Origin of the sequence: Streptomyces sp. SirexAA-E (genome assembly GCF_000177195.2) — a bacterium.
Lineage (GTDB): Bacteria > Actinomycetota > Actinomycetes > Streptomycetales > Streptomycetaceae > Streptomyces > Streptomyces flavovirens.
Map to the genome: position 1 here is coordinate 3,972,682 of NC_015953.1, position 24,012 is coordinate 3,996,693.

19 protein-coding genes, 2 rRNA genes and 1 pseudogene are annotated in these 24,012 nt (G+C 68.6%); 6 read left to right on the forward strand and 16 right to left on the reverse strand.

The genetic code is table 11. The features are described 5' to 3' along the window. Positions 1-160: 160 nt before the first annotated feature. Together SACTE_RS17675 and rrf are read left to right on the forward strand one after the other, a co-directional pair. A 23S ribosomal RNA gene (locus SACTE_RS17675) occupies positions 161-3,285 on the forward strand. 78 nt (positions 3,286-3,363) lie between these two features. Beyond that, a 5S ribosomal RNA gene (rrf, locus tag SACTE_RS17680) occupies positions 3,364-3,480 on the forward strand. Positions 3,481-3,623: 143 nt separating this feature from the next. On the opposite strand, the gene SACTE_RS34615 is transcribed toward rrf, so the two are convergent. The 5 genes from SACTE_RS34615 to SACTE_RS17700 form a co-directional block, all read right to left on the reverse strand. Beyond that, positions 3,624-3,779, reverse strand: coding sequence for a hypothetical protein (locus tag SACTE_RS34615; RefSeq protein WP_014047383.1), 156 nt, complete (start codon positions 3,777-3,779; stop codon positions 3,624-3,626). A gap of 198 nt (positions 3,780-3,977) precedes the next feature. After that, positions 3,978-4,646, reverse strand: coding sequence for a response regulator transcription factor (locus tag SACTE_RS17685; RefSeq protein WP_014047384.1), 669 nt, complete (start codon positions 4,644-4,646; stop codon positions 3,978-3,980). After that, complete coding sequence (locus tag SACTE_RS17690) at positions 4,643-5,848, reverse strand: histidine kinase (protein WP_202434119.1); 1,206 nt, start codon at positions 5,846-5,848, stop codon at positions 4,643-4,645. Before SACTE_RS17690 ends, SACTE_RS17685 begins: the two co-directional genes overlap by 4 nt. Positions 5,849-5,963: 115 nt before the next feature. Next, the gene (locus SACTE_RS17695) at positions 5,964-6,758 is read right to left on the reverse strand and encodes an ABC transporter permease (protein ID WP_014047386.1); all 795 of its coding nucleotides are present in this window, start codon (positions 6,756-6,758) and stop codon (positions 5,964-5,966) included. Beyond that, on the reverse strand, positions 6,755-7,690 hold the full coding sequence (locus SACTE_RS17700; protein ID WP_014047387.1) for an ATP-binding cassette domain-containing protein: 936 nt from the start codon (positions 7,688-7,690) through the stop codon (positions 6,755-6,757). The genes SACTE_RS17695 and SACTE_RS17700 overlap by 4 nt, the downstream gene beginning before the upstream one ends. A 153-nt stretch (positions 7,691-7,843) precedes the next feature. Here SACTE_RS17700 and SACTE_RS17705 point away from each other — a divergent pair, with 153 nt between their 5' ends. After that, a complete protein-coding gene (locus SACTE_RS17705; protein WP_019993450.1) occupies positions 7,844-8,407 on the forward strand; it encodes a GNAT family N-acetyltransferase in 564 nt (187 codons plus the stop codon). A gap of 51 nt (positions 8,408-8,458) precedes the next feature. Here SACTE_RS17705 and SACTE_RS17710 read toward each other — a convergent pair whose 3' ends face one another. From SACTE_RS17710 to SACTE_RS17745, 9 genes and pseudogenes are all read right to left on the reverse strand, one after another. Beyond that, on the reverse strand, positions 8,459-10,000 hold the full coding sequence (locus tag SACTE_RS17710; protein WP_014047389.1) for a type IV secretory system conjugative DNA transfer family protein: 1,542 nt from the start codon (positions 9,998-10,000) through the stop codon (positions 8,459-8,461). A gap of 2 nt (positions 10,001-10,002) precedes the next feature. After that, complete coding sequence (locus SACTE_RS17715; RefSeq protein WP_014047390.1) at positions 10,003-11,421, reverse strand: ATP-binding protein; 1,419 nt, start codon at positions 11,419-11,421, stop codon at positions 10,003-10,005. Positions 11,422-11,497: 76 nt separating this feature from the next. Beyond that, a complete protein-coding gene (locus SACTE_RS17720) occupies positions 11,498-13,048 on the reverse strand; it encodes an SCO6880 family protein (protein ID WP_014047391.1) in 1,551 nt (516 codons plus the stop codon). After that, a complete protein-coding gene (locus SACTE_RS17725; RefSeq protein ID WP_014047392.1) occupies positions 13,045-14,382 on the reverse strand; it encodes a hypothetical protein in 1,338 nt (445 codons plus the stop codon). The genes SACTE_RS17720 and SACTE_RS17725 overlap by 4 nt, the downstream gene beginning before the upstream one ends. Next, a complete protein-coding gene (locus SACTE_RS17730; protein WP_014047393.1) occupies positions 14,372-15,241 on the reverse strand; it encodes a membrane protein in 870 nt (289 codons plus the stop codon). Before SACTE_RS17730 ends, SACTE_RS17725 begins: the two co-directional genes overlap by 11 nt. 182 nt (positions 15,242-15,423) lie before the next feature. Continuing rightward, entirely contained in the window at positions 15,424-15,732 is a 309-nt protein-coding gene (locus SACTE_RS17735) for a hypothetical protein (RefSeq protein WP_014047394.1), read from the reverse strand. Between the two features lie 490 nt (positions 15,733-16,222). Continuing rightward, positions 16,223-17,125 carry an oxidoreductase gene (locus tag SACTE_RS17740; protein WP_014047395.1) on the reverse strand — a complete coding sequence of 301 codons (903 nt, stop codon included), beginning with the start codon at positions 17,123-17,125 and terminating at the stop codon, positions 16,223-16,225. Then, positions 17,106-17,339: pseudogene (locus SACTE_RS35090) on the reverse strand (DUF397 domain-containing protein); the annotation flags it as partial. The gene SACTE_RS17740 and the pseudogene SACTE_RS35090, both read right to left, overlap by 20 nt. Positions 17,340-17,370: 31 nt before the next feature. Continuing rightward, the gene (locus SACTE_RS17745) at positions 17,371-18,222 is read right to left on the reverse strand and encodes a helix-turn-helix transcriptional regulator (RefSeq protein WP_014047396.1); all 852 of its coding nucleotides are present in this window, start codon (positions 18,220-18,222) and stop codon (positions 17,371-17,373) included. Between the two features lie 208 nt (positions 18,223-18,430). Here SACTE_RS17745 and SACTE_RS17750 point away from each other — a divergent pair, with 208 nt between their 5' ends. Then, positions 18,431-18,868, forward strand: a complete 438-nt coding sequence (locus SACTE_RS17750) for an ATP-binding protein (protein WP_014047397.1) — start codon at positions 18,431-18,433, stop codon at positions 18,866-18,868. A gap of 103 nt (positions 18,869-18,971) precedes the next feature. Here the strand turns inward: SACTE_RS17750 and SACTE_RS17755 are convergent, their stop codons facing one another. Continuing rightward, entirely contained in the window at positions 18,972-20,561 is a 1,590-nt protein-coding gene (locus SACTE_RS17755) for an adenosine deaminase (RefSeq protein WP_014047398.1), read from the reverse strand. Between the two features lie 91 nt (positions 20,562-20,652). Then, positions 20,653-21,354: a histidine phosphatase family protein gene (locus tag SACTE_RS17760; RefSeq protein ID WP_014047399.1), complete on the reverse strand. Its 702-nt coding sequence runs from the start codon at positions 21,352-21,354 to the stop codon at positions 20,653-20,655. Between the two features lie 171 nt (positions 21,355-21,525). On the opposite strand from SACTE_RS17760, the gene SACTE_RS17765 reads away from it, so the two are divergent. Both SACTE_RS17765 and SACTE_RS17770 read left to right on the forward strand, forming a co-directional pair. Then, positions 21,526-21,906, forward strand: coding sequence for a hypothetical protein (locus SACTE_RS17765; RefSeq protein WP_014047400.1), 381 nt, complete (start codon positions 21,526-21,528; stop codon positions 21,904-21,906). Then, positions 21,903-23,687, forward strand: coding sequence for an alpha/beta hydrolase (locus SACTE_RS17770; protein ID WP_014047401.1), 1,785 nt, complete (start codon positions 21,903-21,905; stop codon positions 23,685-23,687). Before SACTE_RS17765 ends, SACTE_RS17770 begins: the two co-directional genes overlap by 4 nt. The last annotated feature ends 325 nt before the right edge of the window (positions 23,688-24,012 follow it).

Below are 24,012 nucleotides of genomic sequence, written 5' to 3' on the forward strand. Positions count from 1 at the left end.
AACGGGTTGGTCGGGTCGGGCACGCTGTTGGGTATCTGAAGGTACGGGCTCGTTTGAGTCTGTCCCTTTGGTTGCCGGCCCCAGTGCACTCGTTCGTCAGAACGGGGTGATGGGTGGCTGGTCGTTGTTTGAGAACTGCACAGTGGACGCGAGCATCTGTGGCCAAGTTTTTAAGGGCGCACGGTGGATGCCTTGGCACCAGGAACCGATGAAGGACGTGGGAGGCCACGATAGTCCCCGGGGAGCTGTCAACCAAGCTTTGATCCGGGGGTTTCCGAATGGGGAAACCCGGCAGTCGTCATGGGCTGTCACCCGCTGCTGAACACATAGGCAGTGTGGAGGGAACGAGGGGAAGTGAAACATCTCAGTACCCTCAGGAAGAGAAAACAACCGTGATTCCGGGAGTAGTGGCGAGCGAAACTGGATGAGGCCAAACCGTATGCGTGTGATACCCGGCAGGGGTTGCGCATGCGGGGTTGTGGGATCTCTTTTTCACAGTCTGCCGGCTGTGAGGCGAGTCAGAAACCGTTGATGTAGGCGAAGGACATGCGAAAGGTCCGGCGTAGAGGGTAAGACCCCCGTAGCTGAAACATTAACGGCTCGTTTGAGAGACACCCAAGTAGCACGGGGCCCGAGAAATCCCGTGTGAATCTGGCGGGACCACCCGCTAAGCCTAAATATTCCCTGGTGACCGATAGCGGATAGTACCGTGAGGGAATGGTGAAAAGTACCGCGGGAGCGGAGTGAAATAGTACCTGAAACCGTGTGCCTACAAGCCGTGGGAGCGTCGCGCATCGAGCTTGCTCGGTGCGTCGTGACTGCGTGCCTTTTGAAGAATGAGCCTGCGAGTTAGCGGTGTGTAGCGAGGTTAACCCGTGTGGGGAAGCCGTAGCGAAAGCGAGTCCGAATAGGGCGTTTGAGTTGCACGCTCTAGACCCGAAGCGGAGTGATCTAGCCATGGGCAGGTTGAAGCGGAGGTAAGACTTCGTGGAGGACCGAACCCACCAGGGTTGAAAACCTGGGGGATGACCTGTGGTTAGGGGTGAAAGGCCAATCAAACTCCGTGATAGCTGGTTCTCCCCGAAATGCATTTAGGTGCAGCGTCGTGTGTTTCTTGCCGGAGGTAGAGCACTGGATAGGCGATGGGCCCTACCGGGTTACTGACCTTAGCCAAACTCCGAATGCCGGTAAGTGAGAGCGCGGCAGTGAGACTGTGGGGGATAAGCTCCATGGTCGAGAGGGAAACAGCCCAGAGCATCGACTAAGGCCCCTAAGCGTACGCTAAGTGGGAAAGGATGTGGAGTCGCAGAGACAACCAGGAGGTTGGCTTAGAAGCAGCCACCCTTGAAAGAGTGCGTAATAGCTCACTGGTCAAGTGATTCCGCGCCGACAATGTAGCGGGGCTCAAGCGTACCGCCGAAGTCGTGTCATTCATACACATATCCTCAACGGGAGTATGGATGGGTAGGGGAGCGTCGTGTGCCGGGTGAAGCAGCCGCGGAAGCGAGTTGTGGACGGTTCACGAGTGAGAATGCAGGCATGAGTAGCGATACACACGTGAGAAACGTGTGCGCCGATTGACTAAGGGTTCCTGGGTCAAGCTGATCTGCCCAGGGTAAGTCGGGACCTAAGGCGAGGCCGACAGGCGTAGTCGATGGACAACCGGTTGATATTCCGGTACCCGCTTTGAAACGCCCAGTACTGAATCAGGCGATGCTAAGTCCGTGAAGCCGGCCCGATCTCTTCGGAGTTGAGGGTAGTGGTGGAGCCGATGAACCAGACTTGTAGTAGGTAAGCGATGGGGTGACGCAGGAAGGTAGTCCAGCCCGGGCGGTGGTTGTCCCGGGGTAAGGGTGTAGGACGCACGGTAGGCAAATCCGTCGTGCATATAGTCTGAGACCTGATGCCGAGCCGATTGTGGTGAAGTGGATGATCCTATGCTGTCGAGAAAAGCCTCTAGCGAGTTTCATGGCGGCCCGTACCCTAAACCGACTCAGGTAGTCAGGTAGAGAATACCGAGGCGTTCGGGTGAACTATGGTTAAGGAACTCGGCAAAATGCCCCCGTAACTTCGGGAGAAGGGGGGCCATCACTGGTGAGGGGACTTGCTTCCTGAGCTGGGGGTGGCCGCAGAGACCAGCGAGAAGCGACTGTTTACTAAAAACACAGGTCCGTGCGAAGCCGTAAGGCGATGTATACGGACTGACGCCTGCCCGGTGCTGGAACGTTAAGGGGACCGGTTAGTGCACTTTCGGGTGTGCGAAGCTGAGAACTTAAGCGCCAGTAAACGGCGGTGGTAACTATAACCATCCTAAGGTAGCGAAATTCCTTGTCGGGTAAGTTCCGACCTGCACGAATGGCGTAACGACTTCTCGACTGTCTCAACCATAGGCCCGGTGAAATTGCACTACGAGTAAAGATGCTCGTTTCGCGCAGCAGGACGGAAAGACCCCGGGACCTTTACTATAGTTTGATATTGGTGTTCGGTTCGGCTTGTGTAGGATAGGTGGGAGACTTTGAAGCAGCCACGCCAGTGGTTGTGGAGTCGCCGTTGAAATACCACTCTGGTCGTGCTGGATGTCTAACCTGGGTCCGTGATCCGGATCAGGGACAGTGTCTGATGGGTAGTTTAACTGGGGCGGTTGCCTCCTAAAGAGTAACGGAGGCGCCCAAAGGTTCCCTCAGCCTGGTTGGCAATCAGGTGTTGAGTGTAAGTGCACAAGGGAGCTTGACTGTGAGACCGACGGGTCGAGCAGGGACGAAAGTCGGGACTAGTGATCCGGCAGTGGCTTGTGGAAGCGCTGTCGCTCAACGGATAAAAGGTACCCCGGGGATAACAGGCTGATCTTCCCCAAGAGTCCATATCGACGGGATGGTTTGGCACCTCGATGTCGGCTCGTCGCATCCTGGGGCTGGAGTCGGTCCCAAGGGTTGGGCTGTTCGCCCATTAAAGCGGTACGCGAGCTGGGTTTAGAACGTCGTGAGACAGTTCGGTCCCTATCCGCTGTGCGCGTAGGAATATTGAGAAGGGCTGTCCCTAGTACGAGAGGACCGGGACGGACGAACCTCTGGTGTGCCAGTTGTCCTGCCAAGGGCATGGCTGGTTGGCTACGTTCGGAAAGGATAACCGCTGAAAGCATCTAAGCGGGAAGCCTGCTTCGAGATGAGTATTCCCACCACCTTGAGTGGTTAAGGCTCCCAGTAGACGACTGGGTTGATAGGCCAGATGTGGAAGCCCGGTAACGGGTGGAGCTGACTGGTACTAATAGGCCGAGGGCTTGTCCTCAGTTGCTCGCGTCCACTGTGTTGGTTCTGAAATAACGAACTGCCGTGTTTTCTCCGGTGTTGGTTAATTTCATAGTGTTTCGGTGGTCATTGCGTTAGGGAAACGCCCGGTTACATTCCGAACCCGGAAGCTAAGCCTTTCAGCGCCGATGGTACTGCAGGGGGGACCCTGTGGGAGAGTAGGACGCCGCCGAACTATTATTTCGGGAAAGCCCCGTGCCCTTGTGGCACGGGGCTTTTCTGCGTTCTGAGCGTCCGTCGGTGTCCACCACGCCGGCGTGGTAGCAGTTTCGAGCTGGTCCAGCCGTGCTGCCCGCGACGCGGGCCGGACAATCCCCGTCAGGTCAGGCGCCGGATCAGGGCTTCCACCAGTCGCTTCGGGGGCCCGTCCGCGAGCATGCGGGCGCGGGCGAGACCGGCGGGGACCGCTTCGAAGCGCAGACGGCGCCGGAGTGCGGCCTCGAGGAGGTCGACCTGGTCGGAGCGGCCGAGCACCTCGGGCCCCGTCAGAAGGCAAGGTGCAAGACGTGAGGACGATCGGGGAAGCCGTCGCAGGACTCTCGACGAGTGCCCGGACTGTGCGATGTTCGTACGCGAGCCCTGAGTAGTCGTCAGCGCCACCGTCAGCAGCGCCGTCGGCGCCGCTTGTCGCCGCCGTCGTCGGCGTTGTACGAGCCCGTGGGACCGTAGCGGCTAGCGCGGGTTCACCAGGCGTGTGTCGTACGCCAGGATGACGGCTTGGACGCGGTCGCGGGATCCCGTCTTGGCGAGGATGCGGGTGACGTGCGTCTTCACCGTCGATTCGGCGAGGTGGAGGCGAGTGGCGATCTCGGTGTTCGTCCAGCCTTGCCCGATGACCGTGAGGATCTCCCTCTCCCGTTCCGTCAGCGAGGCGATGCGTGGGTTCTCCCGCTCGGGACGGGCCCCGGGTGTGGAGGGCAGATGGTGTGCGTAGGCGTCCAGGAGCCGGCGGGTGAGGCTGGGTGCGACGACCGCGTCCCCGCTCGCCACGGCCCGGATGCCCGACAGGAGTTCCTCGGGCATCGCGTCCTTCACCAGGAACCCGCTGGCCCCGGCCCGCAGACCGTCGTGCGCGTACTCGTCCAGGTCGAACGTCGTCACGATGAGCACCCTGGTGCGGGCGCCGGAGGTGAGGATGCGACGGGTCGCCTCGATGCCGTCGAGGCCCGGCATCCGGATGTCCATGAGGGCGACGTCCGGTTGGTGACGGGCCACGAGGTGCACGGCCTCCGTCCCGTCCGCGGCCTCGGCGACGACGGTCATGTCCTCCTGGCTCTCCAACAGCATGCGGAAGCCGAACCGTTGCAGGGCTTGGTCGTCGGCGATCAGTACGCTCGTCACGCGGGTGAGTCCTCCAGGGGAAGGCGAAGTCGTATGCGCCAGCCGTTCGTCGGGAGCCGGCCCGCTTCGAGTGTGCCGTGGTAGAGCGACGCGCGCTCGCGCATACCGCTGATGCCCCGGCCGCCGCCCGCGCCGACGTGTGCGGCACCGCCCTGGCCCGTGTCCGTGGCCAGCATCTCCAGAGCCGAGGGCGTGTATGTCAGGGTCACGTGGGCCGTGGTGCCCGGGCCCGCGTGCTTGAGGGTGTTCGTCAGGGCCTCCTGGACCACCCGGTAGACGGCGAGCTGCCGCCCAGGTGAGGCCGGGACCGGCGGTGGGTGCCCGTGGACGGTCAGCCGTACGGGCAGCCCGGCTTCGCGCACCCCCGCCACCAGTGTGTCCAGGTCGTCGAGCGAGGGCTGAGGAGCCAGCTCGGCGGCCGGACCGGTTTCGCGCAGCACGCCGAGCACGCGGCGCAGCTCCGCCATGGCCTGGCGGCTGGTGGTGCCGATGGCTTGGAGGGCCTGTCCGGCACGTTCCGGGTTCGTGGCCGCCGCGTAGGCGCCGCCGTCGGCCAGGCCGGTGATGACGGACAGGTTGTGGCCGATGATGTCGTGCATCTCCCGTGCGATTCTGGTGCGTTCGGCGGCGGCCGCGAGCTGGGCCTGCTGGTCGCGCTCGCGTTCGAGCCGGTCGGCGCGGTCCAGGAGCGCCTCCGTGTAGTCCCGTCGGGTGCGGACCGCGATGCCGAGCAGGGCCACGAAGGCGAGGCCCCACAGGTAGGAGACCAGCTGCCGGTCGAGCGTGCCGGGGATGTGTACGGCGCCCGCCGCGGCGGGCAGGCACATCAGCACGCCCGACCACGCGAGCGTCCGCAGGGGGAGCCGTAGCGCGACCGTGTACGCGGGGATGAGCTGGAAGAAGGCCGCCTGCACCACGGCGCCGGTCCAGATGTTGAGGACGGAGACCGGTGCCATGGCGACGAGCACGGCCACCGGATGGCGGCGGCGCCACAGCAGGGGGACGGAGAAGCAGAGGCTCATGAGGAGGACCAGCGGTTCCGGCGCCTCCACGTTGCGGGCGACCGTGCGCCAGCCGCCGCTGGTGAAGTCGAGGACCGCGAAGGCCGTCCAGAAGCCCGTCACCGTGAGGTCCCAGAGCACCGGCCGCCGACGGTCGAGGGCTCGGAGGCGTTCCAGGCGTGCGCGGATGTACCCGGTCAGGGTCGCCGTTCCGGTGCTGCTGCCCCTGACCTCGTGCCGCCGCGGGCCCCTTGTACCGTCGTCAGCCACCGTGTGCCCCTCGGTCCGTCCCCGCCGGCCTGCCCGCACCTGCTCGTCACGCGTCCCGGCGGCGCAGCACCAGGGCGGCCGCGGCCAGGGACGCCCCTGCCCACAGGCACAGGGCCAGCAGAGCCGGTCCGGGCGCCGTGGCCCCTGGTAGCGGGGTGGACGAGCCGAGTGCGCCGGCGGCCTGGGTCGGGAAGTAGGTGAGGGCGCTGTCCACGGCATCGTACGGAAGCATGCCGAGCACCTCGGGCAGGACCAGGACGCCCCCGATGAACGCCCCGATGCTGCCGGGGACGGAGCGGAGCGCGCAGCCGAGTCCGAGGGCGATCAGGCTGAGCAGGGTGACCCCCGCGGCGCTGCCGGCGATCGCGCGCAGGACGCCGGGGTCGGTGAGCCCTGCGGCCTGGTCGGTGTCGTGGAGGAAGAGCTGTGCGGCCAGGAAGGTGACCAGGTCGGTGGCGAGCATCGTGGTGAACGCGACGGCCGTGAACACCGCGGCCTTGGCCCGCAGTACGGGCAGACGCCGTGGCACGACGGTCAGCGAGGCGCGGATCATGCCGGTGGAGTACTCGCCGGCCGTCACGAGGATGCCGAGCACGACGACGCAGAGCTGGCCGAGGAGGCTTCCGTAGAGGACCAGGACGACGGTGTCGATGTCGGAGTCACCGCCGTCCGAGGTGTAGGTGGTTCCCATGACCAGCCCGACACCGAGCACCAGTGCGGCCGCCGAGAGGAGCGTGATCCAGGTGGAGCGCAGGGACCGGAGCTTGTGCCACTCGGAGCGCAGGACGCGGCCCGTGGTGACGCGGTAGGGGGAGGGGGTGGTAGGCGCGGTGGCGGTCATGCGGAGGCTCCGGTCAGGGGTGCGGTGGTCCGGTGGTCGACGGACTCCTGGGTGAGGTCCATGAATGCCTGCTCCAAGGAGACCTGCTGCGGGGTCAGTTCGAGGAGCGGGATGCCGTGGGCGGCGGCGGTCCGGCCGATGTGGGCGGCGTCCGTGCCGCGGACGACCAGGTGGTCCGGGCCGGTATCCGTGTCGGTGCCGACCTCCACGCCCGGCCCGGCCAGGAGTGTGCGCAGGGTGTCGGCCTGCGGGGTGACGACCTTGACGAAGGCGCCGCCCGCGTCGCGGATGAGTGCGTCGACGGTGGTGTCTGCGAGGAGCCGGCCGCGGCCGATGACGACGAGGTGGTCGGCGGTGAGGGCCATCTCGCTCATCAGGTGGGACGAGACGAGGACGGTGCGGCCTTCGGCGGCGAGGGAGGTGAGCAGGGTGCGGATCCAGAGCACCCCCTCGGGGTCCAGCCCGTTGACCGGCTCGTCCAGGATGAGGGTGGCGGGGTCGCCGAGCAGGGCCGCGGCGATGCCGAGCCGCTGCCCCATGCCGAGCGAGAAGCCCTTGACCCGCCGGTGGGCCGCCCCGGTGAGGCCCACCATGTCGAGGACGCGTTCGACACGGCCGCGCGGGATGCCGTGGGTGTGGGCGAGGGCCATGAGGTGGTGGAACGCGGTGCGCCCCGGGTGCACCGAGCGGGCCTCCAGGAGCGCACCGACCTCGGTGAGCGGTGCCGGGTGGGTGGTGTAGTCCCGGCCGCCGATGGTGGACCGGCCGCGGGTGGGTGCGTCCAGGCCGAGCAGCATGCGCAGCGTGGTCGACTTACCGGCCCCGTTGGGGCCGAGGAATCCGGTGACGGTGCCGGGGTGCACGGTGAGGTCGAGGCCGTGGACGACGGTGGTGTCCCCGTAGCGTTTGGTGAGTTCGTATGCCCTGATCATGCTGACGACGCTACGGATCGGGCCTGGCGTGGTCGTCCGACCCGGGGCGGGAGGTGGCGGCGTCCGTAGTACCGGGGTACGACACGGTGGGCGTTCCCTCACCGGCCTGGATCTCGGTTGCCCGGGTGCGGAGGTGCCGGGCACGATCGCCGTATGGACTACGTGATGCGCGGTGTACGGGCCGATGAGTGGGAGAGCGTCCGGGAGCTCCGGCTGGCCGCGCTGCGGGACCCGGTCGCGTCGATCGCCTTCCTGGAGACGTACGAGGACGCGTCGGCCAGGTCTGACGCGTTCTGGCGGGAGCGGACCGTGGCGGGGGCCGCCGGACAGCACGTACGGCAGTTCGTCGCCGAGGCCCCGGACGGCCGGTGGGCGGGGACCGTGTCGGTGCTCGTCGAGCGGCCGTCGGACGGGGTGCGCTTCGGGGCGGCTGCCGAGGTCGACCAGACGCACGTGGTGGGGGTGTTCGTCCGGCCCGCGCACCGGGCGCGCGGCGTCGTGGACGCGTTGTTCCGTGAGGCGATCGACTGGTCGTGGTCGCTGACCGGCCCGCCGGTGGAACGCGTACGGCTCTACGTCCACCAGGACAACGTGCGGGCAGCCGCCTCCTACCGGCGGATCGGCTTCGTTCCGAGCGGTGCGTCGGTACCGGTGGAGGGCGATCCGGACGCCCGGGAGCTGGAGTACGAGATCCGCAGGGAGCAGGCGGCGGTCTGACTCCCGGACACCGTCCGCCGCCCGAGTGCATCCGTGGCCGGTGGCCGGGGGTCAGTACGGCTGAGGGGTGGGGAGGGGGTCCTGCCAGCGGGCGCGGGCCTGTTCCTGGGAGCGGAGCAGGGCCAGTGCGGGCATGCCCCGGTCCTGGCCGGAGCTCAGCAGCTCGGGGAGCTGGGGGAGGGGCGCCACAGCCGCGACGTCGTCGAGGACGAGGGCCATTGGTGGGTCGAGCCGACCGTCGGGTGACCGTGCGGCCATGCGGCGGCCGTGCTCGACCACGTGTGAGGCGAGCGCGGTGAGGAGGGGCATCGCGCCGGGGCGGTGGCGAGGATCCTCGATGGATTCACCCACCACATAAAGCGTTCCCCCCTCGGCGGTAAAAGAATCCAGCACGAGGGCGTCGTTTCGGTTCGGGGTGCACGCCTCGCGGACATGGACCGAGGAGAGCGCGCCGAAGGCACGTGCCGTCAGTTCCTGTGCCACCTCGCGGCGTTCGGGATACGCGGTGAGCGAGGACTCCAGGAGTCCGGCGAGTCCGGAGGCTGCCTTGGGGTGCGTACGGAGCAGCCGGACCGGTTCGTGGGCGCTGCCCCCGGAGGCCCAGCGGTGGACCTGGCGGAAGGGGCGGCCGTCCACGGCCGCGGCGTGCAGCCAGCACTGCAGGAGGGTCTGCGCGGTGTCGGCGACGGCCGCGTCGACCCGGGCCCGGGGGCGCACCGGGGCGAGAAGGGCCGCGGCCCGTGCGGCGGCGACGGCGGGGTCCTCGCAGCCGGCGGTGGGCGACCAGTGCAGGCGATCCGGGGTGTCGCAGAGGTGGCCGGGGTCGTAGACGAGGACGGGGCCGAGCTTGGCGCGGGCGTCCTTCGTCTCGTCCCAGAGCGTGGGGTCGGAGGTCACGACGAGGGCCGGACCCTCGGCATCCTGGACGGCCTGGACCGCGGTCGGGCGCCGGGTGGGGGCGGCGCCGTAGAGGAGGACCGGGCCTCGGGGCGAGGGGACGACGTCCGGGGCCACTTCGAGGAAGGCGGTTGCGGGGGCCATGGGTGTCGGCGAGGGTGCTGCGGGCGCGGGCGCGGGCTCGGGTGCGGGGGCGCGCTCCGCTCTGCGCACCGGTTCGCGTGGGGCCGGGGCCTCGTACGTGGGGGGCCGCTGCTCGTACGCCGTCGCCGTCTCCGCCGCCGTCTCGGCCGCATCCGCCGCTTCCGCCGCTTCCGCCGCCCGGCGTCTGCGGACGAGGCGCCAGCGGGTCACCACGCCCAGGACGAAGACGGTCAGGACGATCAGCACCATGAGCTCGCCGATGAACAGGCCCCAGAACAGCCCGTATCCGGAGAGCTCACCCTCCGGGGTGTCGGGCCAGGCGGCAGGCAGGTCCTGCGGTGCGGTGGCCAGGGCGCGCAGGGCGAGCGGTGTCCGGGTGAACGTGACGCCGCCCGGCCAGCCGCCGTGGGCGAACAGGCCGGCGAGGCCGGTTGCCGTCCAGGCCAGGACCGTGACGCCGAACAGGAAGCTCAGCAGCCCTATCAGCAGGCCGTCCGGGATACCGCCGGCCTGGCCGCCGTTCTCCGTACGGGAAGGTACCGGGCGTGCCATGGTCAGGCCACCGTCGACTCGGAGGACTCGGCCAGCCGCTGCTGACGCTCGATCCTGGCCGCCCGTTCCTCCGCCTCCAGCTCCGCGGCCCGTACGTCGTCGGGGAGCAGGTCCGGCACGGAGCCCTCGGTCATGGCGCGGTCGGTGAAGACCAGGGGGCGTTCGGCTTCCGTGATCAGGTGTTTGACGACCTGGACGTTTCCGTTGACGTCCCAGACCGCGATGCCGGGGGTCAGGGTCGGGATGATCTCGACCGCCCACCGGGGCAGGCCGATGACCTTGCCGGTGGCTCTGGCCTCGTCGGCCTTCTGGGCGTAGATGGTGCGGGTGGAGGCCATCTTCAGGATGGCCGCCGCTTCCTTGGCCGCCGCCCCGTCGACGACGTCGCTGAGGTGGTGGACGACGGCGACGAAGGACAGGCCGAGCCGTCGGCCGAACTTCAGCAGACGCTGGAAGAGCTGCGCGACGAACGGGGAGTTGATGATGTGCCAGGCCTCCTCGACCAGGAAGATGCGCTTCTTCCGGTCCGGCCTGATCCAGGTGTGCTCCAGCCACACACCGACGATGGCCATGAGGATGGGCATCGCGATGGAGTTGCGGTCGATGTGCGAGAGGTCGAAGACGATCAGCGGTGCGTCGAGGTCGATGCCGATGGTGGTCGGGCCGTCGAACATGCCGCGCAGGTCACCGTCGACGAGACGGTCCAGGACGAGAGCGACGTCCAGGCCCCAGGCCCGTACGTCGTCCAGGTCGACGTTCATCGCCTCCGCGGACTCGGGTTCCGGGTGGCGGAGCTGTTCGACGATGTCCATCAGGACCGGCTGGCGGTCGGTGATGGTCGCGTTGACGTAGGCGTGGGCGACCTTGAGCGCGAAGCCGGAACGCTCGTCGAGGCCGTGACCCATGGCGACCTCGATGATCGTGCGCAGCAGGGCGAGCTGGCCGGTGGTGGTGATCGTCGGGTCGAGCGGGTTGAGCCGGATGCCGTCGTTCAGGGCCGCGGTCGGGTCGAGGCGGATGGGGGTGATGCCCAGCTCCTGGGCGATGAGGTTCCACTCGCCGACGCCGTCCTCGCCCTGGGCGTCCAGCACGACGACCTGGCGGTCACGGAAGCGGAGCTGGCGGAGCACGTACGTCTTCTCCAGCGCCGACTTGCCGTTCCCGGACTCGCCGAGGACCAGCCAGTGCGGTGCGGGGAGCTGCTGACCGTACAGCTGGAACGGGTCGTAGATGTAGCCCTTGCCGGAGTACACCTCACGCCCGATGATCACACCGGAGTCACCGAGGCCGGGAGCGGCGGTCGGCAGGTAGACGGCCTGGGCCTGGCCCGTCGACGTACGGACCGGCAGCCGGGTCGTCTCCACCTTCCCGAAGAGGAAGGACGTGAAGGCATCCGACAACGCGGACAGTGGGTCTCGCATGGCGTGACGGCCCTCCCTCTCGGTTCGGTCTGTGCGGTGGGTGCGGTCGGTGTGGTGGGTGCGGGTTGTCGGCGGGTCAGCGGCGGATGCCGGTGGCGAACGGCAGGGTGTTGACGAAGGCGCGGTGGTGCTCGCGGTCGCACCATTCGAGCTTGAGGTAGGACTTGCCGGCGGACGCCCGGATCGTCCGCTTGTCGCGGGCCAGGGCTTCGGGGGACCGGGACGACACGGTGATGTACCCGACCAGGTTGACCCCGGCCGCTCCGCTCGCCAGGTCCTCGCCCCGCTGGTCGAGCCGCCCGTGGGCGGCGATGTCACGCGGGTCGACCGTGCGGTTCATCTTGGCCTGGCGACTCGCCTCGGCCTCGTCGTTCGTCTTCTCGGTCAGCATCCGCTCGATGGCGACCTCGGTGGGTTCGAGGTCCATGCACACCGCGACCGTACGGATCACGTCGGGTGTGTGGACGAGCAGCGGGGCCAGGAAGTTCACCCCGACGGGGGTCATCGGCCATTCCTTCACCCAGGCCGTGGCGTGGCACCAAGGGGCGCGGGTGGTGGACTCACGGGTCTTGGCCTGGAGGAAGGTCGGTTCGACCGCGTCGAGTTCGGCGGGCCAGGCGTTGCGCTTGGTCATGGCCTGGATGTGGTCGATGGGGTGGTCCGGGTCGTACATCGAGTGCACGAGGGAGGCCAGCCGGCTCTGCCCGAGCGGCTGGCGCACCCGGATGTCGGCCTCGGCGAGGCGGGCGCAGATGTCGGTCAGTTCGCGGGCCATGACGACGGCGAGGCCGGCGTCGCGGTCGATCTTGCGCCCGTTGCGAGGGCGGGCGGCGCGGGCCATGGCGTTGGCCTCCGCGGCCAGCTCACGGCTGTAGTGCATGCAGGCGACGAGGTAGGCGCGGTGCTGCTCGCTGGAGGTGGAGACCATCGACTGCAGCTGGTCGTAGGAGTCGCGCAGCCAGCCGGGGGCGGCCTGGTCGCCGCGCTGGGCGACGTCCTTGGCGTGGGCGTCGGGGTCGGCGGGGAGGGTGCGGGCCAGCATCTGGAGGCGCGTCACGAACCCGTCGCCGTTGGCGACGTGCTTGAGCAGGGTGCCGAACCGGTCGACCAGGGCCTCCTGGTCCTCGCTGTCCCGCAGGCCCACGCCGGGGCCCTCGATCTCGATGGCGGCGGTCACCGTGCGCCGGTCGGCGTGCAGCAGGACGGCGATCTCGTCCGGCCCGAAGGGGGCGGCGAGCCAGCTGATCCGGCCGATGCCCGGGGGCGGCCCGATCTCGACCTCACGGCCGTCGGCGCTCACCCCCGCCTCCATCGCGGCCGAACGGTAGGTGGTGCCCCGGCGCAGGGTGCGCTTGAAGCTGCGGTTGATCTCGAACCACTTGTAGAACGTACGTCCCTTGTAGGGCAGGTACACGATGGCGAGGGCGAGCATGGGGAAGCCCACGAGCGACACGATGCGCAGGGAGAGTACCGGGACGAGGAGCCCGCTCATCATGCCGAGGAACGCCCCGACGATGATCAGTGCGATCTCGCCCGTCTCGCGGTTCTTGCCGACGATCGCGTTCGGCCGGGCGCGGCCGATGAGATACGTACGGCGGGGTGCGATGGTGTGGGACTGGGTCGTCAACGCCCGCCACCTCCTGTGCTCGTGCTACCTGTGCTGCCGGAACCGCCCCGCGAGGGACGGCTGCTGTGGGGGGTGCCGGAGGTGGGCCCGGACCCGCTGCGGGGAGAAGGCGCGCCGGAGGCACCGCCGCCGCCCGCTCCGGGACCGCGGGAGCTGTGCGCCGCGACACCGCCGCTGACCGGGTTGGCCGGGCGCCCGCCACCGCCGCTGCCGCCGTCTCCGCCGCCGCTGCGGCCGCTGTGGGTCTTGATGCCCTGGGAGACGAGCGCGGCGGGCGAACTGATCAGCGCGGCGGCCTGGGAGCCGTCCGTGGCCTGCTTGCGGTTGGTGCGGGCGCCCTGGATCTCGTCGCCGAAACCGGGCACGAAGCGGTAGATCATGGCGGAGGCGAAGATCGCCAGGAGGATGATGGCGAGCCCGGAGACGACGGCGGACATCGCGTTCGGTCCGTCGCCCTCGGTGAGGGCACCGGCCAGTCCGAGCACGATGACGATGACCGGCTTCACCATGATCACGGCGATCATGATGCCCGCCCAGCGGCGGACGTGGCCCCACATGTTCTTGTCGACCAGCCCGGCGTAGACGACGACGCCGAGCAGGGCGCCCACATAGAGGAGGGCGGCCCGGATGACGAGCTCCAGCCACAGGATGCCTGCGGCGAGGACCGACACCAGCGAGACGACGATGAGCATGATCGGGCCGCCGCCGATGTCGGTGCCCTTCTTGAGCGCCTCGGCGAAGGAGCCGAAGAAGACGTCGCTCTGGGACCCGGTGGCGGTGGAGATGACCGAGGTGACGCCGTCGGTGGCGGAGACGACCACGTAGAGGATGAGCGGGGTGAACGCGGACGCGAGGACGGTCAGCCAGAGGAAGCCGACGGCCTCGGACATCGCGGTGGCGAACGGGACCCCGCGCATCGCGCGCTTGGCCACGGCGAACAGCCACAGGACGAGGGTGAGGATGGTGGAGGCCGCGAAGACCACGGAGTACTGCTTGAGGAAGGTGGGGTTCGTGAAGTCGACGTTCGCGGTCCCCTCGACGGCGTCGCTGAGCTTCCCGATGGTCCAGGACGCGGCGTCGGCGCAGCCGCGGGCCAGGGAGGAGAGGGGGTCCAGGGCGTCGCTGGTGGTCGGTGGGGTGCGGCTGTCGGCGCCGCTGCCGCCCTCGCAGTAGTCCTTGGCAGGGCCGACGATGAGATCGCAGTCACTCTTGGCAGAGGGAGTGGGGCTCGGTGACGGGTCCGCGACAGCGCGACTGGCGACGACTACCGCCGTTACCTGGAGGCTGGCGAGAACGGCCCCGACGCGAAGCACCGGACGCAGGCTAGCGGGCATACGTGAACCCTCCGTACTCCTCGACTGCCTCGGCGATCTCGTCGGCGTCGGAGGCCGTGCGGTCTGTGTTCACCGGGGCAGGGCCGTCCTTTTGAGAGAACGCGTCGACCTTCCAGTCGCTGTCCGCCCACTGCAGTTGCAGGGTCATGGTGAACCAGTCGTTACTGACCGGGTTGGTGGATCCGACGCCGGCTGTGCCGAAGACACCGGTGCACCACACCTCGACTGTGGCGTCGTTTTGTGAGTAAGAGGTCACCTTGGTCCCCACCGGGGCCGTCCGTGACACATAGGTCATACCTGCCGCAGCGTTGCCGTTGCTGTCAAGCCCGACTCTGTTGAGGAATTCCTGGTTGTAGGCCTGATTGAACTTCGCTTCGAGCTCATCAACTCTGGCGGTCACGAAGATCTGACGGACGATCTCACTGCGTCGGTCGGGCTTGAGGATTTCGGCAGAGACCAGAGCCACCGCATAATTCGCCGCCGCGCTCTGCGCCCCCTGCTCGTCGTGTGCGAAGCCCGCAGCGATCGTGCCGTTCTTGCCCTGTACCGGCTTCGTGCCCGTTGCCGAGGTGGGGCCCGCTCCGGCGGCGGACGACTCCTTGCCGCCGCCTCCTCCCGGCTCCTTGCTCCTGCCGTCGCCCAGGTTCGCGAACGCGATGGCCGCCACGAGGAGGACGACGACACCCACCACCATCACCAGCGAGCGTGAGCTCCGCGCGGGACGCCGGCCGTAACCGTCGGTGTCGTCGCCGCCGGGAAGGCGCGTCCGTGTCTGGCGCGTCCCGCCGATGGTGCTGTACGGGTCCTCCGTGCGGCCGCCCGGTTCGCTGCCGTAGCCGCGCTCGTCGCCCTGGCTCATGCCGCGTACGCTCCCTCAGCCGTGTGCAGTGCCGCCTGGTACGACGGTAGCCGTGCTGGTTCCCGCGTGGGCGGGGAGTGGTGACTCGACATCAGGGGACGCAACCTCTGCCGGTGGGCACAACGGACGGATGGTGTGGAGGCGGGCGTGGGACGGACCCGGGGTGGTGGCCTGACGTCAGGTCAGACGGCCATTCCGTACACGATCGTGAACAGTGTGCCCAGCGACCCGATGATGAAGACGCCGGTCAGGCCCGCCACGATCAGCCCCTTGCCCTGTTCCGCGCTGAACGTGTCACGCAGGGCCGTCGCCCCGATGCGCTGCTTCGCCGCTCCCCAGATCGCGATGCCGAGGCAGAGCAGGATGGCCACCGCCATCACCACCTCGATCATGATGCGAGCCTCATTGCCCAGGGTCCCGAACGGCCCCCAGTTCGGGGCGATTCCGCCGATGATGGTGGTGATGTCGCCCTTTTCAGCTGCCAGGATCATGTAAGTCACCGCCCCTGTTGGGTAGTTCGATGCCCGCGCCGTACGGAACGGGTCGCTCTCTATCTTCGCTGATGAAACCCGCATCGCACGACGTCTTCCGGGTCTCTTTACCCGGATCTCGCACGTTTGACCGGTGTGGCAGCGCTGACCTGCGGCTCGCCTCAGGATCCGGGCGCATATGCACGGTTACTCTGTGTATCACGCTCTGTGACGGCTAGCAACGACAGTGGCCATGGGTTGGGGATGTGATTGCAGCGTTCGGCGGGCGAGAAATGTTCGTACGCGCTGTTCGAGAGCCGGTCGTGCGCCGGTGGCTTCCGGACGACGCTTCGTCACGGGCCTTGCGGGGAAGGGGCTGATGCCCCGGTCCTCGGATGGCAGCGCGTGCCGGGGCTGTCGTGTGGGGCGGCTTGGATCAGTGTGAGCGTGGCCGGAAATCGGCGAACGACCGCTCGTCCTTCCATCCCCGGAACGAGCTCACCTTCTCCGGTCAGGGGGTCAGCAGGGCCATTTCGTCGGAGGTGAGTCCAAGTGCCCCGGCGGCGACGTTCTCGGCGAGGTGATCGGGGTTGCCGGTGCCGGGGATGGCCAGGACGTGCGGCCCTTGGTGCAGCGTCCAGGCGAGCCGTACCTGCGCGGGTGTCGCGCCGTGGGCGCGGGCGACGGCCAGCACCTCCTCGCTCTCGGCTCCGCTCGCCCCCTCCTCGGCCCCGGTGCCGGCGATGGCGAAGAACGGCACGAACGCGATGCCCTGCTCGCCGCACGCACGCACCAACGCCTGGTCCTCGGGCGACGACCCGATGCCGTACCGGTTCTGTACGCAGACCACGGGAGCGATGCCCTGGGCCTCGGCGAGCTGGTCCGGTGTGGTGTGGGACATGCCCAGGTGGCGGATCAGGCCGGCCTCCCGCAGTTCGGCCAGGGCACCGAAGTGCTCGGCGACCGATGCCGACCGGTGGCTCCGCGCGATCCGGAGGTTCACCACGTCCAGGTGGTCGCGGCCGAGCTGGCGCAGGTTCTCCTCGACCTGGCCGCGCAGCTGCTCAGGGGTCGCCCAAGTCCACGCGCCGGAGGGGTCCCGCCCGGGGCCGACCTTGGTCGTGATCACCAGATCGTCGGCGTACGGGGCGAGCGCGCTGTTGATGAGCTCGTTGGCGGACCGCAGCGGGGAGAAGTAGAACGCGGCGGTGTCGATGTGGTTCACACCGAGCTCGATCGCGCGCCGTAGTACGGCGATGGACCTGCCCCGGTCGCTGGAGGGGCCCCGCGAGAAGGCGGCACCGGGCTGGGTGATGCGCATGGCGCCGAAACCGATCCGGTGGACGGGCAGATCGCCGAGCTTCCACGTTCCGGATGCCGCCGCGCCGATCGTTTCAGGGGCTGAGGTCATCATCTGATTCTCGCACCGGAGGGTGTTCTCCTGGGGCGGTGACGGGATGCGGTGATCGCGGCCCCGGGTGGTCGGGTTCGGCGAAGTGGTCGAACTCGCCCGCACGGACGCCCTGGGTGAACGCGTCCCACTTGGTGCGGGTGGTGGTGACGACCGTGCCCGGGGCGTCGGTCTCCCGGAGGTGGACGAGGTCGCCGGGGTCGAACGCGATCTCGACCCGGAGGAGGAGGCGGTCATCCCGTGTCGCTTCACAGTTCCCGTGCGATGGCGTGGATGAGGTCGCGTGACGCGGAGTGGGGCAGAGCGACGGCTTCGAGGCGTTCGAACAGCAGGCGGTACTGCGCGAGATGGGCCTCGGAGTCGATGAACACCGGCCCGTGGGACTGGTCGAGCTGCACGGTGTCGAGCGCGCGCACGGGCCCCTGCACGTAGTACACGGCCTGGCCCGACCCGGGGTAGTCCGTGGCCGCGAAGGGGATGACGCGGATCGACACGTGAGGGCGTTCGCCCAGGTCCAACAGGTGGCGGAGCTGGTTCCGGGCGACGTCGGGGCCGCCGAATCTCATCCGCAGGGCCGCTTCGTGGATGATCGAGCGGTAGGGCGCGGCGCCTTCGCGGTACAGGACGTCCTGGCGCTTGATCCTGTACGAGACGCGGTGCTCGATCTCGGGCGGCGACATCTCGGGAACGGCTTGCCGGTGGATCTCCCGTGCGTGCTCGGCGGTTTGCAGCAGATCCGGGATGTGGATGCTGTGGGCCGCCCGCAGGCTGATGCCGTGGTGCTCGATCTCCGCCAGATCGAGGAGCTTCGACGGAATCCTGTCCCGGTACTCCTCCCACCAGCCTCTTCTCCGGTCGCCGGTCATGGCCACCAGGGCTTCGATGAGGGCTTGGTCCGTGCAGGAGTAGGCACCCGCCGCGACGCGGATGCGTTCGGCGCTGACGCCGAACCGCGCGACCTCGATGTTGCTGAGCTGGCCTGAACTCGTCCCCAGCAGCGCGGCCGCCTGTGTGGTGGTCATCCCGGCACGCTCGCGTAGCTTGCGCAGCTCGGCGCCCAGCCGTGCGCGGCGCGCCGTGGGGGCTGCCCGGCCTGCCATGTGAACCTTCCTCGGGGTCGTCTGGGGTGGCGCGGTCACTCACACGAGTGGTTCTGAGCAAGGATTCCTGTCGATGGGGACAAACACTCCTTGTGGAACCCTAACCTGTGACTCAGGCCTCCCGCCCGGAAGAACCCCGCTCGACGGAGCGACCTGGTCACCGGGTAACGCAGAGCACCCCAACCATCCTCCGTGAACGGAGACTTCCATGCCCGCTGCCACCGTATCGCCGCCCTGGGCCTACACCCTCCAACTTCCGAGAGATCCCCGCGCACCCGGCGTCGCCCGATCCACCCTGCGGGCGGTGCTGCGCGCCCACGGGCTGGCCGAACTCACGGATACGGCCGAGCTGCTGGCCAGCGAGCTGGTCACCAACGCGTACCTGCATTCGAAGGGCGCGTACTCACTGCGGCTGCGCGGGGCCGGCCGGCAGCGCGTCAGGCTCAGCGTCCGGGACACCGACCCGCACATCCCGGCGCCGTTCAGCTGGAGCGCGGAGCCGCCGTCGGACATGGCCGAGCGTGGGCGCGGTCTCCACCTCGTCAGCCTCTGGGCGGAGAGCTGGGGCGCGTACCCGATGGACGGGGCGCTGCCGGGGCAGGGCGGGAAGCTGCTGTGGGTCGAATGTGCGGGGAGACCGGAGTGAGCACCGGGTGCGGGGACGAGCGTCCCGGCACCCGGTGTTCGAGGACGAAGGCGCGAAGGCCCGACTCGGCGGACGTCCGGGCCGGTGCCCGTACCTCAGCAGGTCACCCCGCGTACCGCGCCTCGAACGCCTGGAAGGACTGCTCCTGGCGCCACTCCAGCCGTGCCTTCGGGCTCGCGGAGAGCAGGCGGCCACATCGGTCCGACTGCGGGACCCGGCACTCGTCCACCAGCCGGAACCCCTTCCGTGCGGGGTCGGCGCGCCACAGGCTGCGGCCCGGGAGGAAGGAGTACTCCAGCGACGCACGCGCCAGATCCTTCAGCTCGGGGTAGCCGAGCTCGTACGTGCGCGCCGCGCGCTGGTACTCCTGGCCGATGTCGCCTCGCGAGACGCCCGGGTCGTCCGTCGACAGCACCACGGGCACTCCGTACGCCCGGTAGACCGGGAAGGGGTGCTCGGCGCCCTCCACCTGGAGGATCTGCGCGTTGCTGGTGAGCGGGACCTCCACGGCAACCTGACGGCGTGCCATGTCGCGGGCCAGCCGACGCCAGTTGTCCTCGTGGACCAGGTCGACGCCGTGGCCGATCCGCTCGGCCTGGCCGGTGCGGACGGCGTCGTCGATGTGGAAGGTGAGGTCCTCGGGCTTCACCAGACCGGGGACGAGTTCGCCCGCGTGCAGCGTGATGTGGGCGCGCGGGTAGACCCGGTGGAGGTAGTCGAGCATCCGCATCTGGAGGCGGTAGTCACGCAGCGAGATCTCACCGTCCTCCGGCTGGACCAGGTTCACCGCGACGAACCGCTGGTCCCGCTCGGCCAGCCGCAACCCCAGGGCGATCTGCGTGAAGACCCTCTCGGGGGCACTGTTGCGGGAGACCTGGGAGACCCAGCGCACGGTGATCCGGCAGGCCGGGGTGGGGCTGGCGGTGGCGCAGCGCGCGGTCTCGCGGAACTCCGCATCGGAGGCGTCCGCTTCCTGCACGGCGTCGGCGATCAGCTGGTCCAGGCGGCCACCGGCGAGCAGCTTGCTGTGCAGGGCGGCGAAGTCCGGGTTCCACCCGACGTCGTCGGCGAGCTTCTTGGCGCCCGCGGAGGCCGGGGTGACCATCGTCTCCAGATAGCTTTGGTTCTGGGCGGCCGCGGTGCCCGCCACATCGGCCAGCATCTTCCCGCGGTGCGCCGTCGCCGCGCCGAACTTCCCGAACGTGTCGAAGAAGTGGTCGTGCCCGGACTCGCCCTGCGGGAAATCCTGCATGGACCAGGCCCGGACGATGCTCTGCCGGAACGCGGTGTCGGTGAGCGCGTCGGCGGCGGGCCGCTTGCCGGGTCCGCACGGGGGCGCGACGGCGGTCATGGTGGCGTCGACGCACAGCCCGTCGTCGGCGGCCAGCTGGATGAGGTACTCGGTCCTCACCGCGCCCGAGAGGTGGTTGTGCAGGTCCCCTCCCTTGGGCAGCTCCCGGAAGAAGCGGCCGGCCACCCCGGTGCGGCCCTGGTGGGCGTCCAGCCAGGCGGCGGTCCGGGCCTCGGCGGCGGTCGTGGGCCGGGGCGGTGCGGGGGCGACGGCAGCGGCGGCCCTGGCCGGCGGTCCGGCGGGCAGGGCCGACACGACGGTGGCCGCCGCGGCCAGCGCCGAGCACAGCAACAGCCGTCGGCCACGCGATGAGGTGCGGTGTTCGAAGATCACGCATCGCATGATCACGAACTCCGGGGTACGCCACCCCGTAACGCGGAAGCGCCGCACCGTAAACCATCCGTCCGAGTGACCGGTGTCGGTGGCACCCGGTTCAGATACGCAGCTCCGGCGGGAAGCCGGTCCAGTGCAGCTCCGGCGGCAGGTGACCCATGTTGTTGACCGTCATGAGCGCGGCGGGCCTGCCGGGGGAGTAGCGGATGACGGTGAGGGCGGCGTTGGCGTGGTTCAGGCCCATCCAGCGCCACGGGGGCGCGTCGAGGGCGTCCCGTACGAGCCAGGCGGCCAGGAACGCGTGGGTGACGACCAGTTCGTGGCGTGGCTCGTCCCCGTCCACGGGCCCGGTGAACCGGTCGGTCGCGGCGCGTGTCAGCTCCGGACCACGGGCGGTCTCCTCGGCGGGGAACTGTTCCAGGAAGCCGAGCAGGCGGTCCGCCGAGTGCCCCGGGAGCTCCTCACGCCCGGGGACGTACGGGACGTAGTCGCCGGCCTCCTCCGAGACGTGCAGGGGTACGCCGTCGAGGTGTGCGCCGATCAGCTCGGCCGTCTGCGCGGCGCGGGGCAGCGGGCCGTGGTGGACCGCGGTCAGCGGAGTGCCTCGGAGCCGCTCGCCGAGCAGTCCGGCCTGGCGCCGGCCTCGTTCCGTCAGCCCCGATTCGTCCGGCAACGCCTCGGCGTGACGGGCGACGTAGAGGTAGCGGGCGGCGGCTTTCTCGGTCACGGTTCGTCCCTCGGCTTCGCAGTTCGTACGGGCTTTCGCGCAGGTGAAGGGGTGGACGTCGAGGGGGCGGGACATGGTTCCGCCCGCGTCGGCGGAGAGCGGGCGGGCGGACGTCGTCGCGCGTTCGGGTGAAGCGGGGAGCGCCGATTCCTTGGGGCGCCGGGGGAGGGCGGCCCCGGCCTGGATGTGCCGGGCGTGTCGGGTACGCCGGTTTTGGCACAGTGCCGCTCCACGATCGGGAACGGGGTGAGCGGTGTGGCCGTGGTGCGGAGACTCAGCGATTTGGCGGGTCCGGCCGGGGGCGGTGACCGGGCGGAGCTGCGGCACAGCGACGGGCCGTGGATGCGGGCGGCCGACGGCGCGGAGGCGCTGCGTACGCACCTGGGACCCGTGCCCGCCGAGCTCGCCGCGGCGCACGAGGGGCTCTCGGTGGGAGCGGGCGCCCTGTCGGCCCTCGCGGAACTCGGTACCGTGCGCACCTCCTGGGAACGGCGGTTCGCCGCCGCGGAGAGCGAGTGCGCGAGTCTCGCGGGGAAGCTCAGGGCGGTGGCACGGGCCCAGGGCGGGACGAACGAGGCCGTGCGCTCGTCCTTCGCCCCGGTGACCGGCGGGGCCGTACCGCGGTGACGACCGGGACCGCCGCCCTGTCCTGGGCGGCCTTACGGGACCTGAGGTGCGCGGAGCTGGAGAGCGCGGCCGACGGGTGGGGCCGGGTCGGCAACCGGGCCGATGCGGCGCGGGACCGGATCGACAAGCACCTGCTGAACGGCCTGCGCGAGACGCAGCAAGGTGCGGCGGCGGAGTCGGCGGCGGCACGGTTGCGGCGGCTGAACCGGAACTTCCAGTACGTGCACACGGAGTGCGGGCTGATCCGTACCACGCTCAACAGCCTGGCCCACGAGATGAAGGCCCAGCAGCGTGCGCTGATGCTGGCGCTGGAGGACGCGGCGGCCCTGAAGTTCACGGTGCAGGCGGATGGCTCGGTGTCGTACCCGGCGGCCGGCGAGGGGATGATCGACGGCCGCCCGCTCCAGGGCGGTACGACGACGTCGAACGGCCTGCCGGACCTGGTGCCGCCCTCGGGCCTGGCGGCCCCGAACCCGAACGTCGCGAAGGCGCAGGACATCGCGGACCGGGTGGTGGGGGCGGTACGGGCGGCGGCCGAGATCGACTGGCGCTACGCGGGAATCCTCCGGCGCCTGAAGGCCGAGGAGGGCCTGGCGGTCCCGACGTCGACGTGGAAGGACGCCGCGTCCGACGCGGCGGACGTCCGGGACGCGGCGAGGACCTACCTGCGAGACGCCATCCCCCGGACCGCGAGCCCGGCGGAACGCAACGCGTGGTGGGCGGGCCTGACCCAGGAGCAGCGCGAGGAGTACCTGGCGGTGTACCCGGACGTGATCGGCAACCTGGACGGGATCCCGGCAGCGGTCAGGGACGCGGCGAACCGCGACAACTTGCAACTGCTGATCGGCACGCTTGCGGGCCGCGACGACGCGGATTCCGTGGCGAAGCTGGCGGGCCTGCGGGAGATCGACCGGCAGTTGCAGGCCGGGACCGACCCTCCGATGTTCCTGCTCGGCATCGGCGAAGAGGGCAACGGCCGGGCGATCGTGTCCTACGGGGACCCGGACACGGCGCGGAATGTGGCGGCGTATGTGCCGGGGCTGAATACGTCGCTGGACAAGGAGTTTGCGGAGGGGGACCTCAAGCGGGCTCGGGATACGGCTATCGCTACCCATGACCTCGACCATTCAAGTGCTGCACTTGTCTGGCTTGGTTATGACGCTCCTCAGATTCCGGACGGACTCGGGAGCCTTGCTGTCATGGGAGAGGGGCGGGCAGAGAGGGGAGGAAAGTCCTTCAACTCGTTCATGGGCGGGTTGGCTGCTGCAAGCAGATATGAAGATCCGCACGTCACGGTAATTGGTCATTCTTATGGATCCCGTACGGTCGGGGCGGCGACTCAGTATGAGGGTGGAATCCCGGGTGCGGATGAGATTGTTTTGGTAGGTAGCCCTGGAGTAGGAGTGGACAGTGCTGAGGAGCTTGGAGTGGGAAGGGGCCACGTGTTTGTGGGCGCGGCGGAAAATGACATCGTGACTAAGCTTCCTTCTAAGTCGCAGGTCGTAGCTGGGGCGCTCGCGGGTCCTTTTGCGTATGTGGCCGGTGACCTGGCCGATCCGGGTGACGATGATCTTTGGTTCGGTAAGGATCCAGCAAGTGTGGCCTTTGGAGCACGACGCTTTCCGGTTGATGACGGTCCGAGGTTAGTCAGTGGTCGTGGCCTTTCGATTGATGCCCACTCCCAGTATTTTGACCCGCAAAGAGATGCGGTTTCGGCGGACAGTATTGCCCTGATCGCTGCCGGACGTTCCAGTGAAGTGAAGATGGCGGAGGCCCGATGATGAGATTGTCGCCTGGCGCTGCACTGCTGCTATGTTTTTTGCTGACGGGGTGTACTGGTGAGGAGGGCTCGATGGCTAGTGGAAGTCGATCCGAAATGGATATGCAAGAAGCTGCGGGCCGTGCGGATGAGATCCTCGATTCTGTCCTAAGCGGTATCCGGCCTCCGGTGCAGTGGGCGCATGGGGTAACTACTACAGGGGGCTGCGATGTATCCCGTAGGCGGATCGTGATGACCGTGGTGTCTGCAGACCGTAGAGGGAATTTTCTTGGCCTGGTCGACCGGCACTGGCGTGGAAGCGGATATCTGATGAAAGCGGTCAACGA